At 56.9% G+C, this 15,908-nt stretch carries 10 protein-coding genes; 4 read left to right on the plus strand and 6 right to left on the minus strand.

What is annotated here, in order from left to right; translation table 11 throughout:
* Positions 1 to 5 precede the first annotated feature (5 nt).
* The 4 genes from M5D89_RS09190 to M5D89_RS09205 are packed head-to-tail and all read right to left on the minus strand — an operon-like array spanning position 6 to position 7,179.
* Positions 6 to 2,981, minus strand: a complete 2,976-nt coding sequence (locus tag M5D89_RS09190; RefSeq protein ID WP_248885517.1) for a type I restriction endonuclease subunit R — start codon at positions 2,979 to 2,981, stop codon at positions 6 to 8.
* Positions 2,971 to 4,170, minus strand: a complete 1,200-nt coding sequence (locus M5D89_RS09195; RefSeq protein WP_248885518.1) for a restriction endonuclease subunit S — start codon at positions 4,168 to 4,170, stop codon at positions 2,971 to 2,973. The genes M5D89_RS09190 and M5D89_RS09195 overlap by 11 nt, the downstream gene beginning before the upstream one ends.
* Positions 4,163 to 5,680 carry a type I restriction-modification system subunit M gene (locus M5D89_RS09200; RefSeq protein WP_248885519.1) on the minus strand — a complete coding sequence of 506 codons (1,518 nt, stop codon included), beginning with the start codon at positions 5,678 to 5,680 and terminating at the stop codon, positions 4,163 to 4,165. The genes M5D89_RS09195 and M5D89_RS09200 overlap by 8 nt, the downstream gene beginning before the upstream one ends.
* Positions 5,677 to 7,179, minus strand: coding sequence for a type I restriction-modification system subunit M (locus M5D89_RS09205; protein ID WP_248885520.1), 1,503 nt, complete (start codon positions 7,177 to 7,179; stop codon positions 5,677 to 5,679). Before M5D89_RS09205 ends, M5D89_RS09200 begins: the two co-directional genes overlap by 4 nt.
* A gap of 523 nt (positions 7,180 to 7,702) precedes the next feature.
* On the opposite strand from M5D89_RS09205, the gene M5D89_RS09210 reads away from it, so the two are divergent.
* Entirely contained in the window at positions 7,703 to 9,376 is a 1,674-nt protein-coding gene (locus M5D89_RS09210; RefSeq protein ID WP_248885521.1) for a recombinase family protein, read from the plus strand.
* An 82-nt stretch (positions 9,377 to 9,458) separates the two neighbouring features.
* Here the strand turns inward: M5D89_RS09210 and M5D89_RS09215 are convergent, their stop codons facing one another.
* A complete protein-coding gene (locus M5D89_RS09215; protein WP_248885522.1) occupies positions 9,459 to 9,974 on the minus strand; it encodes a hypothetical protein in 516 nt (171 codons plus the stop codon).
* Positions 9,975 to 10,327: 353 nt separating this feature from the next.
* On the opposite strand from M5D89_RS09215, the gene M5D89_RS09220 reads away from it, so the two are divergent.
* A complete protein-coding gene (locus tag M5D89_RS09220; protein WP_248885523.1) occupies positions 10,328 to 12,052 on the plus strand; it encodes a recombinase family protein in 1,725 nt (574 codons plus the stop codon).
* Between the two features lie 136 nt (positions 12,053 to 12,188).
* On the plus strand, positions 12,189 to 13,157 hold the full coding sequence (locus M5D89_RS09225) for an IS5 family transposase (RefSeq protein WP_248885524.1): 969 nt from the start codon (positions 12,189 to 12,191) through the stop codon (positions 13,155 to 13,157).
* Positions 13,158 to 13,654: 497 nt separating this feature from the next.
* Here M5D89_RS09225 and M5D89_RS09230 read toward each other — a convergent pair whose 3' ends face one another.
* Positions 13,655 to 15,094 carry a HipA domain-containing protein gene (locus M5D89_RS09230; protein ID WP_488796114.1) on the minus strand — a complete coding sequence of 480 codons (1,440 nt, stop codon included), beginning with the start codon at positions 15,092 to 15,094 and terminating at the stop codon, positions 13,655 to 13,657.
* A gap of 564 nt (positions 15,095 to 15,658) precedes the next feature.
* On the opposite strand from M5D89_RS09230, the gene M5D89_RS09235 reads away from it, so the two are divergent.
* On the plus strand, positions 15,659 to 15,808 hold the full coding sequence (locus tag M5D89_RS09235) for a hypothetical protein (protein WP_248885526.1): 150 nt from the start codon (positions 15,659 to 15,661) through the stop codon (positions 15,806 to 15,808).
* The last annotated feature ends 100 nt before the right edge of the window (positions 15,809 to 15,908 follow it).

Here is a 15,908-nt window from a genome sequence, read left to right on the forward strand (position 1 = left end):
TTCTCTCAGTAATACTGCCGGATGTAGCTGTACGCTTTCTCGAACAGCTCTTCATCGGCATGCAGCTTGTACTTGAACAAGGATTTCCTGAGCGCCTTCTTGATCTCGCGCTCGCCAGCGAGGGTGTCCTGCCAACCGGGAAACCGGACCAAGCGCACGATCTCGTCGATATCTGCCACCACGCGTTCGACCATGATCGGCGTCTCGGCGGTCTTTACTTCATTGAACAGCTCGGTCAGCGCTGCCTTGCCACGATCCTCGTCCTCTTCCGGAGGCGTTTCCTTCTCGGCCTGCAGCACTTCCTTGGCCAGTTGCAGCAGTTGCTTGAGAAACTCGACGCTGTTGAGCACGCCGCACTCGAAGCGATCGCGCAGGGCATCCAGGCGTTCCGAGAGGGCCTTGAACTTTGGGTTGCCGAGGTGCTTCCGTAGCCGCCGCGCCACCTTGATCTCGATTTCCTTGGCCTTCTTCGGGTATGAGTTTGAGAGCACCGCTTCCAACAGGTCGGCGTCCAGGATGAGCGTGTCCAGGTCGTCTCGCACGGTATCCACGTGCACGTTCTGGTGGATCAGCTTGATGGTCTTGGCCCCGAGGGAATGCCAGATCAGCTTGCCGTAGCCACTGGAGGGTTGCACCGACTGGTATACCTGCGAGAGCCACTTGTAGTCCTTCTCGTACTCACCGAGGATCGGATCTGGCGAGATGGCCTCCCAAAGCTTGTTAAGCAGGCTGTACTCGACCGCGAAGTTGTCGCGCACCTCGTTGTTGGGCAGGCATTGCTGGGCGGCGATCAGGCCCTCGTAACCCTCGACCGTACGATCCACGCCGGCAAAGAAAGCCAAGCATTTATGCATCGCCTCCGGCAGCCGGTCCTTGAGTTCCTGGATGTTCGATACCACTGCCGTGACGCTCTTGTCGTCGAACTCCAGCGCCTTGGCCACGTCGTCGAAGATGCCGAGGTAATCCACTATGAGGCCATGGGTCTTCTGCTCGGAGTAGGTGCGGTTCACCCGGCAGATGGCCTGGAGCAGCGTGTGGTCGCGCAGCGGCTTGTCCAGATACATCGCCTGCAGGATGGGCGCGTCGAAGCCGGTCAGCAGCTTCGAGGTGACGATGATCAGTTTGAGCGGGTCGTTGGGGTCGCGGAGGCGGTCAAGCAACCGCTCCTCTTCATCCCGCGTGCGCGCATAGGCCTTGTACTGCGGCTCGTTGGCATTGACCGTCATCACGATGTCGGAGGCCTCCGGCGGCAGCAGCTTGTCCAGCTCCTGCTTGTAGAGCAGGCAGGATTCGCGGTCGAAGGTGACGATCTGGCCCTTGAAGCCGTTCGGCTCCACCTTGCTCTGGAAGTGCTGGACGATGTCCTCGCACACGCGTCGGATGCGCTCCAGGGTCTTCACCAGCACCGCCATCTTGGCGGCAGTCTTGCCGAGGTTGTCACGGTCGAGGTCGGAGAGACCGCCGGTCATCTCCTTGAAGGCGGCATCGATGGCTGCCTTGTCGATGTGCAGCTCCAGCAGGCGCGGCTCGAAGTGCAGCTTTAGTGTCGCACCGTCGCGGATCGACTCCTCGAAGCCGTAGCGGCTCAAGTAGCCCTTGTCATCCTCCTCCGCGCCGAAGGCATAAAAAGTATTGCGGTCGAAGCGATTGATCGGCGTACCGGTCAGGCCGAACAGGAAGGCATTCGGTAACGCATCACGCATCTTGCGGCCGAGGTCGCCTTCCTGGGTGCGGTGCGCCTCGTCCACCAGCACGATGATGTTGCCGCGATCGTTCAGCACGCCATCGGCTTCGCCGAATTTGAAGATCGTCGTGATGATGATCTTGCGCACGTCCTGCGCCAGCAGTTGGCGCAGCTTGTCGCGGGAGTCGGCCTTCTCGAGGTTGGGAATATCGGCTCCGGTGAAGGTGCCGGTGATCTGGGTATCGAGATCGACACGGTCGACCACGATCAGCACCGTGGGATTCTTCAAGCGCGGATGCAGGCGCAGCTTCTGCGCCGCGAACACCATCAGCAGCGACTTGCCTGACCCCTGGAAATGCCAGATCAGGCCCTTCTTCGGATAGCCGGCCAGCACCCGCTCGACGATCTTGTTGGCCGCCTCGTACTGCTGATAGCGGCAGATGATCTTGATGCGCTGCTTTTTCTTGTTGGTGGCGAACAGGGTGAAGTTGGCCAGGATGTCGAGCACCACATGGGGCCGCAGCATGCTCTCGGCGGCCAGTTTCAAGCCTCTCAGCGGGTGCTTGAGCGCGTCGCCGTCATCCTCCAGGTTCCACGGCCCCCAATCCTTGATGGGCAGGCCGAGCGAGCCGTAACGATATTCCTTCCCTTCGGTGACCACCGAGAACACATTGCAGACGAACAGCTCAGGCACGAATTTCTCGTAGTCGTCATGCACCTGCAGCGCGCCATCCACCCAGCTCACCGCCGAGCGCGTCGGCGTCTTGGCCTCGATCAAAACCAGCGGCAGGCCGTTGACCAGCAAGACCAGATCGGCGCGGCGCTCGGCGCTGCCGGCGCGGAAGGTGAACTGCTGGGTGACGACGTACTGGTTCTGGTCGAGCTTGTCGAAATCGATCAAACGAACCGGCACATGCTCGTTGTTCTGGCCGAAGGGCATGGAACGCTCGCCCCTGAGCCAGGCCGTAAATTCCTCGTTGGCGCGGATCAGGCCGTCGGAGCGCACCGCGAGCACGATGGCACGCAGCTTGTAGAGCACCTCATCAGCGCGGTCCGGCTGGGCGGCAATTTCCGAGTTGAGGCGGATCAGCGCCTCGCGCACCCAGGATTCAACCAGCACGTCCTGGGGCTGACGCGGGATCTCAACGCTGGCGACTCGTCGCCACCCGATTCCCTTGTGGCTGCGGCCGTAGGCGGCTTCCGACTCCTGTACGACATTGGTCGGGACGGACTTACCCGGTCCGGAAAGCAGGTCGTAAAGGCAGGCTTCGACAGTATTGGATTCGTTAAACGCCATTGCTGCTCCCCCCTACGATCTCTTTCAAGGCGAGAGCCTTCAGGGCTTGTGCCTTGGCCTTGCGCCTTTCAATGTCAGTCCGTGCCTCTCGAATCGCACCGATTTCTTCCAGCAAGGCATCCTGTTCTTCGATCGGCGGAACCTTCAGGGTGTGTTGTCGAATGTCACCGCCGTTGATTTTCCAGATGCCATTGGTGGACTTGGCGCGCAAGATCAGCCGTTTGTGTGTGCTAGGCGTGTTCCATTGCAGGGCGGCGAACTGTGGCCGAATGATCTTGCTGTCGAACTGAAGCCGGATGAGCAGATCAGGATAGAAGCATCCTTGTGGCACGGTATCGACAAGGCCGCATTTTCCGGTTAACAGCTTATTGCCATTCCCTCTCACCACCAGCACATCGTCCTTCTTCAGCGCGAAGGCGGCAGCTTGATCGTCGGTCACTTCCGCATACTTGATGTTGCCCTCGGTGACGATGCAACCGTCCCTAACCGCGCTGATGCTTAAAGTGGGATAACCTCGCTCGTCGGCGTTAACCTTTGGCGAGAGGCCATTTCTCGGTGGTGTTACGACCAGCTTCTCGACCGGATGAAGGCAGCCGTCGGGAATGGAATCAAACGCATACTCCAGTCGCGAAAACTGCAAGCCAGTGGCCGATGCAAGCGCTGAATCCAGCGCAACAAGATTCTCTTCCAGCGCACTTAGCATGAGAACCAAACGTCGCTGCTCTTCGAGTTGCGGTAAGGCGAACTCAAATCGCGCCAAGTCAGAGAAGTTGATATACGGATTCACTGAGCCTTTGGAGTTCTTGACGGAGAACTCGTTAAAAGCATCCGTTTGCATGAGGAACGGAAGGAACTCGGGCAGCAGCTCCTCCACGTTCTTTGGCTCAATCACAAAGGTAGTGTTGGCGCAGATGCCATCGAAGTCTGCGACAGCCACCTTGCGGAGGTAAGTTCGCCGAGAGCCGTAAAGCACCTGCCCTGGCCGGAAGCGCATATGAAATGCAGGCCCGAGATAGCCACTACCGATCTCACCCCAGCGACGGATTCGCAAATCGTCGGTATCCATGTGGTCACCGGCGACATAGCGCTCCAGTCCTGAAGTCTCTGGCTCAACCTTTTCCTTAACTTGGCGCACCACGTCGCCGAATTTCACCTGGCGCCCGCCTGGCTTTTTGACCTTATCAAGCACGCTCGACCTCCTCGACTTCCAGGCCATCAAGCGTTTCCACCAAAGCATCCATCTGCTGCCAGAAGGCGCGACCGTCGCTTTGCCATTGCTCCCAGGCCGCGTTCAGGCTGACGGCCTCATTGGTGCCCTTGCCGTTCGCCGCGCTCGTCGCGCGCTTCACATACAGCGGAATGGAGAGATTGGCGCCGTTGCTGGCGATCTGGTTCAGCGTCGCCACCGCTGCAAAGCCATCGATCGGCGCGAAGGCGCGGAAGGCTTCCAGGATGCGTTGCTGGTGTTCCGGCTTGAGGAAGCTCTGCGCCCGTTCACGGGTGACTTCGTTCAGCGCGTTGATGAACAGCACCTTGCCCTTGCGTTCGGCTAGCTTGCGCCGGTTGCAGACCATGACGCAGGACTCCATCGGGGAGTTGTAGAACAGGTTCGGCCCGAGGCCGATCACGGCTTCGACCCAGTCCTGCTCGACCATCTTGGCGCGCATCGCCTGTTCCTCGTTGCGGAACAGCACGCCGTGCGGCCACAGGATGGCGCAGCGGCCACGGTCTGACAGGCTGGCAAGGATGTGCTGCTGGAAGGCGTAGTCGGCCCGACCTTGCGGTGGCGTGCCGAGGAAGTTGCGCCCCCACTTATCCTGGCCCCAGGCTTCGCGGTCCCACTGCTTGATGGAGTACGGCGGGTTGGCGAGGATCACGTCGAACTTGCGCAGCCGGTCGCCTTCGATGTGCTTTGGATCGGACAGGGTGTCGCCTCGGATGATCTGGAAGTCCTCGACGCCGTGCAGAAAGAGATTCATCCGGGCGATACCGGAGGTGATCAGGTTGCGTTCCTGACCGTAGAGCTTCAGGGTGCGGTACTCGCCGCCGCTGCGCTTGACCTCGGCCAGCGCGGAAATGAGCATGCCGCCGGTGCCGCAGGTGGGGTCGTAGATCGACTCGCCGGCCTGCGGGGCCAACAACTGCGTCATCAGATGCACAACGGTGCGGTTGGTATAGAACTCGGCGGCCGTATGGCCGGAGTCGTCCGCGAACTTCTTGATCAGGAATTCGTAGGCATTGCCGAGCTCGTCCTCGGGCACGTTGGCCACCGAGAGCGTTTGCGTCGAGAAATGTTCGATCAGGTTCTTGAGGGTTTCATCCGGCAGGCGCTCGCGGTTGGTCCAGGGCGCATCGCCAAAAATGCCGGCCAGCATGTCCGGGTTGGCGGACTCGATCTGCCGCAAGGCTGACTGAATCGCCATGCCGACGTTTTTCGGGACCTGACGCACGTCCTTCCAATGCGCGCCCTCCGGTATCTGGAAGCGATGGTTCTCGGCGAACTCGGCATAGGAGAGATCGTCGCCTGACTCCTTGAGCGCAGCCTGATATTCCTCATCCCAGACATCGGAAATACGCTTGAAGAACAGCAGCGGGAAGATGAACTGCTTGTAGTCGCCGGCATCGATGAGGCCGCGCAGCAGCACGGCGGCGCCCCAGAGATAGGATTCGAGTTCTTGTTGAGTAATGCGGGCACTCATTGCAGCCAGCCTCCTTCCACCATGACCTTGGCCAGCCTGTCTTCCGCTTCCCGGCAGCGGGTGAGCGCATCCTTGAATGCCGCGATAGCCTCGGGCAGCGGCGGGACCTCCTCCTGCAGCGGCGGCAGGACATAGCGCGAGATATTCAGCGTCCAGTCCTCGGCCTTGATTTCATCGAGGCCGACGATGCGTACCGCGTCCTGCACATCCTCGAACTTCTCGAACCAGCCCTGGATTTCAAGGGCATGCTCTGGCTCCAGATAGTTCTGTGCGCGACCGCGCCGGAACAGCCTGGATGCGTCGGCAATCATCACCTTCTGACGCCGCCGGGCCGGCTTCTTCTTGCGCAGTACCAGGATGCAGGCGGCGAGGCCTGTGCCATAGAAAAGGTTGGGCGCCAGGCCGATGACCGCCTCGACCAGATCCATCTCCAGTAGCTTTTGGCGGATACCGCCTTCGGCCCCTTTTCGGAACAGCGCGCCCTGGGGCAATACCACGACCATGCGTCCTGCCCCTTCGGCCATCGACTTGACCATGTGCTGCACCCAGGCGAAGTCACCGCTGCTGGACGGGGGCAGTCCGGCAAAGTTGCGCCCGAAGGGATCGTTCACCCATAGATCTTCGCCCCACTTTTCGAGGGAAAAGGGCGGATTAGCGATCACGCAATCGAAGCTCGCCAGACGGTCACCCTCGAAGAATGCCGGGTTGCGCAGGGTATCGCCGCGCACGATCTGAAAATCCTCGATGCCGTGCAGGAACAAGTTCATGCGGGCAATGGACGAGGTGGTGAGGTTTTTTTCCTGCCCGTAGAGCTTGCCCCACAGACGCTTCACATCGCCGTGTTGTTCTTGAACGTGCTGAACGGCTGCCAGCAACATGCCGCCCGTGCCACAGGCCGGGTCATAGATGGTTTCGCCCTCTTTGGGGTCGAGCATCTCGATCATCAGCCGCACGACACTGCGTGGTGTATAGAACTCGCCGGCCTTCTTGTTGGTGGCGTCGGCAAATTTCTTGATCAGGTACTCGTAGGCATCGCCCAGCACATCGGAGGCGATGTTTTTGTTGCCGAAGGAGATGCGCGAGAAATGCTCGATCAGATCCTTGAGCAGCGCGTCGGAAAGCCGATCCTTGTTGGTCCACTGGGCGTCGCCGAAGACCCCATACAGGGTGTCCGGGTTGGCCTTCTCGATCTCGCGCATGGCGCGTTGCAGGGCATTGCCAACATTGGTCACCACCGCGCGGACGTCATTCCAGTGGCAGTCATCCGGGATCTGGAAACGATGCGACTCTGGGAAGAGGGCCAGTTGAGCATCGCCGGTCTCGTCGACGATCTCGTCGTATTCCTCGTCCCAGACATCACAGACCCGCTTGAAGAACAGGAGCGGGAAGATGTAGGTCTTGAAGTCAGCCGCATCCACCGGGCCGCGCAGGATGTTGGCGGATTCCCAGAGGTGGCTTTCAAGCTGACTGAGGGAGATGGTCGGGGTTGCTTGCGTCATTTGGATGGCGTGCTTTTGAGTGAGGTTTACGCGAAGCCATCGGTGAGCAAACCGTGTGTGCTGGCGTACCCCAGCACCAAGATTTCGATCATCACCACCACCGAACGGCGCTCCCGATTAGCAGCTAGGCGTAACATCTGTTTGATCTCCGAGGATGATCGGACGGAGTGGGTCCTGACATTCAGACGTCATGGCGGACAGTTTCTGAGACCCACACCGAATCATTATATTGCTTTTTGCTTTTTACCGCCACAATTATGGAGTTGATTCACCCGCTCCACACCCCCAGCTTGCTCTCCCCCATCAAAACCCGCGCGGATCCCCCCCCAGGTGCCGAAGTGCGAGAACGGTTGCTATATTCTGTGCAGGGCAAACCGAAAACCGCACGAACTACGGGACAATCAATCAGTTGTACTCCCTTATAGGACAAACCCATGAAACAGGAACTGTATGACCTGGCCGACCTCTTGGCCGACGTAGCGCTATCCATCATCAACCACACCAACCCAGAAGGGGGGAACCCATGCTCATCGGAATATACGCCCGATATTCAACCGCCGACCAGTCGGAAACATCCATCGCCGACCAGATCCGCCGATGCCGAAACACCATCGCGCACAAGAAGATAACCGCTACCCGGGAAATCATATTCCAGGACGCGGCGATCAGCGGCTCAGCGAACGCACAACCCGCTCGTTCGGGCTATGCTGACCTGCTAAACGCGATAGAAAACCAACAAGTGAATTGCCTTGTTGTCGACGAAATCTCTCGTCTCAGTCGCGATCCATCAGAGATCATCCGGATCACCGAACGGATTGAAAAACACAATATCCTGCTGTTGTCTTCCGATGGGATCGACTCCCTTGAGCCGGACTGGCAAATGCGTTTGGCCCTGGCAGGAATCATGGGGAAGTCCGAACTGGATAATATCCGGTACCAGACGAAACGCGGCCTACGGGGACAGCTGGAAAGAGGATATATGATCGCTCCACCGGCTTTTGGTTACACTCGTATTCGGGTTAATGCTGCCGGTTTGCCGGCAGTCAATGAAGAGGAAGCGACCGGCACGATCTGGAAAGTCAACGAAGCACAAGCAACTATAGTCCGTCAGATTTACGAGCAGAGAGCCAGTGGAGTAGCGCTCGGAGAAATTGCCCGGGAATTGAACGACAAAAAGATTCTGCTGCCACGTGCAGGTAAAAAAGGACAATCGGTGTGGCTACCGACCACCGTACATCGACTCATCACAAATCCCATTTATCGAGGCGTTCTTGTACTCCACGGAAGCGAATCGTATCGCGCCACCCACAAATCGCGGGCAGAGGAACCGATCGAATACCACCGCCCGTCTCTGCGTCTGGTTTCGGACGAGGTCTGGGCCAAGTGCAATCCTACCTCCTCCAGACCACGGACAAAAAAAAGAAACTCCCATTTTTTGTCCCGCTTGGTCACCTGCGGGTTGTGTGGCCGGTATTTGAGCATGACATCCGCGTCACACAACTGTCGAAGCCTGTTCTGCTCCGCATGCTCGGTACGTAGGAAAGTATCTGGCGACAAACACACCCAGACAACCAGCGTGTCCCTCAACGCAGTAAAGGCATTGATACGACAGGTTCTCCTATTCACGATAAGTAACCCCGAAGTATTCTCTGCATACCAGAACGCCCTCAACTGCAAGCTCACCAATACATCGCGTGACCGACTCAGTCAAGTGCGAAAGAAACTGCGGACTTTATCCAAGGACTATCAGAACACTCTGGATCAGTACATCGCTGGGAACGATACACTCGAATCCCAGGTCGCGTTACTGGGCCTACGACGGCAAGCGCTAAAAACCGAAAAGGAACTTTTGGAGAACCAGTTGCGGAGCCTCGACGAAGAGAGCATACAGCACCAACTTTCCATCACGCCAAGCGATCTGATCGATACGCTTATGGAAGATTCAAAAGTCTACGAAGATCGCTTGTACCCCATTTTAAAGGCGATATTTCCGTCGATCCGACTGATGGGACGACGTTCGGATAAGGCCGCAGTATTTAAGGTACAAATAGACTTAGGTCAGGCCGTTGCAGCAGCATCTGGAACCGCGACCGTGGTCGCACATCCGATCACTACCACTTATTCAGTATTGGCATCAAAAAGACAACCAGGGGTTTGGACAGTCACACCCTCTATCCCCCCAAAGGCCACAACCTAGGATCTCTATCCGCCTTTCAGCCCCAATACATTGGGGCCTTTTTATGCACAGAAAGGGCTACCAAAAGGTAGCCCGTAAATGTTTACTTGACATCTCTCCTTTGGTTGCACAGCATAACAACGACCTCATCTAGTATCTGATCCCAATCTTGGGGATCGGGGATCATATGGCTACCCGTGAGCGCCTGATATAACCGGGCGATCGTCTCTTTGACACGTTCCTCCGCGAGATACGCTGAGACGGGAAGCATCTCCCCCCAGACAGTATCACGTGCAATCGTATCGAGCGCCAGATCGATCACCATGCCTCGGCTGACCGCCTCGCGTCGTTCGTCGATATTAGCTATTCCGGCCGCCGATAGCGCAGCTATGATCGAAATACCGAGCCAGTCTGCAATCTTTGCAAAAACACTGACAGGCAAGCGCCGAACCCGATAGCCTCCGCGCATCAGGACTTGGTAGTCCGCCTTGCGGATACGCAATAGCTTGCGTACGTTTTTTACCTTCTGATTTCGCTGCTGGGCCACCATAGTCACCCATGTTCGCAGCTGTTTGCCCTGCCCTTGCGACAAGCTATCGAACAGCGCTTTCAAACTCAATGGGGACTTCCTATCCGTACCCGCACAAGTCCAGCGCAGATTCCGAATCGTTTGCACTTCCACAACAGACCGATTTTCCATATGTGCTCCTTTTCCGTTTGACCTTTCACGCCACGCGCTGATTTCGAGGCTTCGTTGCGTACCTAGTATAGTCACCCGATTCGCAGTCTACGCCCCTATCCAAAATCTCCGTGCGATACCTGTCGCTATATTATCCAGGCCCACAAAGAACCGGTGTTCCCTTCATCCGAAACCTGGAAAACATCACCTAGTTGCACAGGGTGTTCCTATACTGTTTGCAGCCTCTCATACCGCTGCACATCCGACCCTAACATCAACTACAAGGAGGCTTCATGCCAACAGCAGCCATCTACGCACGATTCAGTACCGATAATCAGCGCGAGACCTCGATCGAGGACCAAGTTCGACGTTGCAAGGCTGTCGCTGAACGGAACGGCTATACCGTTCCTAATCATCTCATTTTCTCCGATTCGGCGATTTCTGGGAGTGAGAAAGCCACAACAAAACGGGAGGGTTATAAAGCGCTCATTGATGCCTGGGAATCCGGCAAATTTGACTGCATCATCCTGGACGAAATCAGCCGCATCAGTCGCAGCCTAAAAGAAACGATCAAGGTAACCGATCGTATCATGCAGACCAATGTCCGTCTTATCACGGCCGATGGGCGCGATTCACAAACAGCAAACTGGCTTGAGTTGCTGCAGATTGGAGCGATTTTTGCGGAAAAATCCCTCCAGTCCACGGCCTTTCGCGTTCGAAGAGGCATGGTCGGCCAATTGCAGCGCGGCTATGAAGTCGGCTATCCGCCATACGGTTACGATGCTGTATCCGTTGGCGTCTCGGGAAATCCTGTGACCCCAGGAGAAGAACGCGTCGGCATGCGATGGATGATCAATCCGGAGGAAGCGAAGATCATTGTTCAGATGTTCGAGATGCGTAAGGCAGGAAAAAGTTTCAATCAAATCTGCCAGCATCTCAACTCCGCCGGCGTGAACCCCCCTCGCGATCCCAGAACGCCGCAAGGAGTGGCATTCTGGCGACCTGGGACGATTCGCAGACTTATCGCGAATGAGACCTTTTGTGGGGTACTTGTGACCAACGATTTAGAACTCTCTGACAACACTACGGGAAAGACCGAGAAAGGCAGAACCACTCGCTACGATAGACCCCATCTCCGCATCATTGATGACGAACTCTGGATCGCGTGCAACAGTAAGAAAGGCGCACGCGCGAGTTATGGAGGAGGTAAAAATGCGTTAGCCGGACTTATCGAGTGCGGTACCTGTGGCACGAAGTTATCGCTGAGCAGTGCCGGCAAAGAGCAGAAACTTGTTCAATCTTTCTACTGTGCGAGTTGCCGGCAAAGAAAAAGCGTGGGCGCAGCATCGGCAGTCCGGGTTCCGGTCAATACCGCAAAAGCTGGGGTAGAAACCATGCTCCGTTTTTGCCTGCAGAGAATCGTTGATAATCCCGCTATTCGCGAGGAGTTTACCGCGCGACTGCGTGCCAAGCTTACCGGCGATAGGCAATCGGAATTACTTGCATTACAGGAAGAATGCAAGCAGGCAGAAAAAAAGTACACGCGCGCGGTGGAATTGCTCAGCAAGATAGGAGAGGAAGATCATCTCAGCAAAACAGTTGTTACGCTCCATGCGGCCTGGAAAACCCTGGAAACACGATATCACCGGCTGAAGTCGGCGATTGGGCAAGTCGACAAGAAAACCCTTGCCAAGCAACTGCGATTCGATCCCGCAAAAGCGGTGGCTTCGGTGTTCGATGCCGGGCTGCCTCCCGAACGGTTACGGGCGATGTTGCTTGGAGTCTTTCCCAAGATCATCGCGATCGGGAAGACGAATCGGTACACAACTCTCTTTCGGATTAGCCTCTGTCCAGGCGCTTTGGCTGCCGCTGCAACGGGCACGGAAATCCAGGATTCAGGCGTGGTGAGGTTATCGATCCGGTTGACGGCACGCACCAGCGGTGAACGCGGCTGGTTGGTCGAGGAGATTGAGGAGCCGGTGCGTCAGCCGACAGAAGAAAGCACACACCAAGAGTAAACGTTCCTCACGTTATTTCTTCCCCGGAAAGTTGCATTCCGGGGATTTTTGTTGGAGTTGCACGTTGACATTTAGGGAAGCTCTGCACAGCCTGAGCTGGTAGAATGAGGGGGTGCGCACAAGGCAGGAAGCGATCATGGCAGGTCAGATGACATTTGCGGAGACAATGGGGCTGTCGCGCCGACACAAGGAGACCAAGCGGGAGCGTTTCCTTCGGGAGATGGACCAGGTGGTGCCTTGGCAGCCGTTGATTGAGTGCATCGCTCCCTACTACCCCAAAGCTGGACCGCGTGGCGGTCGCAAGCCCATGCCGATAGAGCAAATGCTACGTATTCACTTTCTGCAGCAATGGTATGCCTACTCGGACCCAGGCATGGAAGAGGCCCTCTATGAAATTCCCTTGCTACGGGCCTTTGCCGGTATCGACTTGGGCCGTGACCTGATCCCCGACGAGTCCACGATCCTGCGCTTTCGTCGCCTGCTGGAGCAGCACGGTTTGGCGCAACAGATATTTGCCCAAGTACAGGAGCTGCTGGAAGCCTCCCACTTGATTCTGCAGGAAGGCAAGATGGTGGATGCCACCTTGATTCACGCCCCCAGCTCGACCAAGAATCGAGACCGCAAACGGGACCCCGAAATGCATCAAACCAAGAAGGGGAACCAATGGTATTTCGGCATGAAGGCCCATGTCGCGACGGACACGCAAGGCCTGGTTCAGGCCGTCGAGTTCACCGCGGCCCATGTTCCGGACCATCGGGTGCTGGAAGAGCTGCTGACCGGAGACGAGAAGACGGTGCTCGCCGATCGTGGCTACGATTACCCGCAGGTCCATGAATTTTTGCACAAGCAGGGGATTCAGGATGCCGTGGCTCGACGTCGCTTTCCCGGCCAGAAGACGGGGCTACAGGCACTCCAGCGTTTCAACCGCCGTGTAGCAAGCATCCGTGCGCGGGGTGAACATGCCTTCCGCGTCCTGAAGTGTCAGTTTGGCTACCGCAAGACCCGCTATCGGGGCTTAGCCAAAAACGGTGCGCAACTGACCACCTTGTTTGCCCTGGTGAACCTCTACCTGGTTCGTAAGGAGCTCTGTTGGTTACGGGCGTAATCCGTCACAAAGACGAAAATCGGGTGATTTCCGTGGGCACCATGCGCTCTTTGCTGTCTCTGGGGAGGAAAAAATGAGAATTTTGGTCGCCAAATCGATTTTGCGAGACAAACTCGCCCCAAATCACGACGATTTTACTACCAGTTCAGTGGTTCCTTAGGTCACCTCTGGCCATCGTTCCAGAGGCACTGGGCTCGATCTCGGTCACACTTGCGCGATCGGTAAAACCCAGCCGTCCCCTGTGGCCTACGGGGCGTCCACCGTGGCATGGGATGCTCGCCGGGAGGGCCTCTCGCCGTCCTGCGCCTACCCTACAGCAATGATACCGCCGTACTCAGCCCTATGCCGAGCCGCCAAATACTCTTCATCCTATTGTTTTTATGGACGAAATTAGCCATACCAGTATTGTCTCAACTGGTTCCCCTGAAGAGATAATTTAGCAATTGGTAGGCAAGATGTTACCGGCCTGCTGACTGCCGCCATCCGCCGAGCGTAGTTTACTCTGAAGCGTCCGGAGCGAGAGCTTCCATATGCGCCGTAGCCATCTCTCGAAAGTCCTGCGATATATGCGGATCCCTGGCGACATCCCCCCAGAACAATCGGGCCAGATCTTTGGCGAGCGATATTAGGGCATCCTCTTCCACGTAGGCCGATATATCCTTGAAGCCTGGCACCACCGATCCCTGCGCCGCGGGCGCATATTGCATGGGAAGCATGTCGTATACGGGCGCCACGACGAAAGTCCGGGAACCAGCACTTGGCCCTGGCATAAAAGAGAGGTTCCCAGAGTGACGGTCGGTATTACCAATGAAATGCCCATACGCATCCAGAAGTCTTATCCGCTTCTCGGTATCCGGATCGATAAGTCCGAGCTCATGCAACTTTTTTGCGGCAGTAGCCCAACCCGGCAAGTCGCCAAGGACTTCCATCAGGATGAATCGCATAGAAAAAACAGGAGTACGTCCGTACAGTCCAATCCGGTCAAATCGGGTGCTCTCCAAAAACCAGCGACCATCGGTTCCCTGCACAATATCCGTTGCCGCTGTGGGCACCCCGAACCTGGACAAAACGGAGAGCGCATGGAACTCGGCTCGAAGTAAATCGCACCACCGTCGGGCCACCGGGCTCTTTTCCTGGGCTGAAGGAGAGAACTTGACGATGACCTGCCAGATGGATCCGCTCGCATCAGCGACACACGCCGTAAACTTGGGCTGCTCTCCGCCTACACTGGAACGGGGTATCCACTGTCCAGTCACGAGATCGTGAACACGTTGCGCATAAACCGCGGGACGTTCCGGGATGGCAACCACCTGTGTCTCTGCTTTTTGCCGTCCAAATAGCACAGCGGATGATACGCCTATCAGAAAATTCCCTGGAAGATCCTCTCCCACGCGGGAAAGCAACCGAAGAACTTGGTGATCGCTCCATTCATGTACGTGCTCTGAAAGCTCTTCGGCGTCCAGTGCGGAATCCCTTAGCGCGAATAATGGCTGCGCGAGGGCGCGACCCAGATATCCTTGATAACGAAGGTCCTGCAGAAACCACGGAATGCCTTCATAATGGGTTCGCACCCAGCCCTTCGGGAGCCGCCCTGCCATAGACTGCGCGCCGGGACCTGGCGTAAAGATGTACTCGTCGGCCTCAAGAACGGTTAGGGCACCGAAAGGCAACAACGTGCCTTGACCGTCTACGCGATAGACCGAAATTCGCCAAGGGCGACTCGGATCTCCGTCAACAGCTTTCGCCCAGGCATAACGGGTGGCCCGCGCAGCACCGATTTTGCACAGGAACCCTGGTCGCTCACGTTGGCAGCGCTCCATTAATCGAGATAAGGTAGGGGGCGACACTCCCAACCGATCGCGAAGGTCCTGCCCCTTTTTGGACCCGGAACGCAACAAACGAGCAAGACTGTCTACCGACGCGCCCATATTAGGCATCACATCTGAAAAGATAGTTAATTGGTATTATTACTATTAATATATTGATTGTCAAATAATATTTTGACATTATGCGCGCCATAGTGAAACGATTGAAAAGCACATCCTAAGAATGGTACCGATTTGTCGAATCCAGTAAAGGTGACCAACGCGATCCAATCGAAGGACCAAGACGCCACCTCGTCACCCCACCCCTCCAGCGGTAGCGGTCCATTTGGCAAGGTACGGAAGCAGCGAATGGCTCCGGAGGTATCCCTGTGGACAAAAACCAGAGGTTCTCGTCCACCACGAGCATTTCCCCAACGTCAACAGTTACAACAAGGGAATCGCTGAGGTGGGCACCAGCACGATAGGCGCGCCAACTGGCAATGCGGTCATGGGCCTACAGCTCAAGGCAAATGAACAGGTCATCATTGAGGACACCGGCTTCAAACCTACGGTCGCGGTCGAGCCATTGCCTCTTCCTCGTTGTTGACGGACGGGGTCAGGGGCAAGACCCTGAGAGACCCTGCACTTCCGCCACACCGCCGTGCTGCGCTAGACTGCTCGGGTGGAGGTGGCGGAATGTTTATCGACGTATGGATCACCCGCCTGGCACCCTGGCTGATCGGGGTTGGCGGCTTGCTGGGAATAGTCTTGGCAGCAGTACTGCTCTATCTGCGAAGGCATCCTGAGGATCCGGGGGGTTCCGATCGGGTGGATCCTCCTTCCTGATGCTTCAGGGCACCTCGAAAACCCGTTTCGCCAAAATTCTGATGCCGTTAAATCAGAGAGTTGCACCGATGTCCATGCGGTAATTTGAGGTTATTCGAGG

Source organism: Acidithiobacillus acidisediminis, from assembly GCF_023277115.1.
In the GTDB taxonomy this organism is placed as follows: Bacteria; Pseudomonadota; Gammaproteobacteria; order Acidithiobacillales; family Acidithiobacillaceae; genus Igneacidithiobacillus; species Igneacidithiobacillus acidisediminis.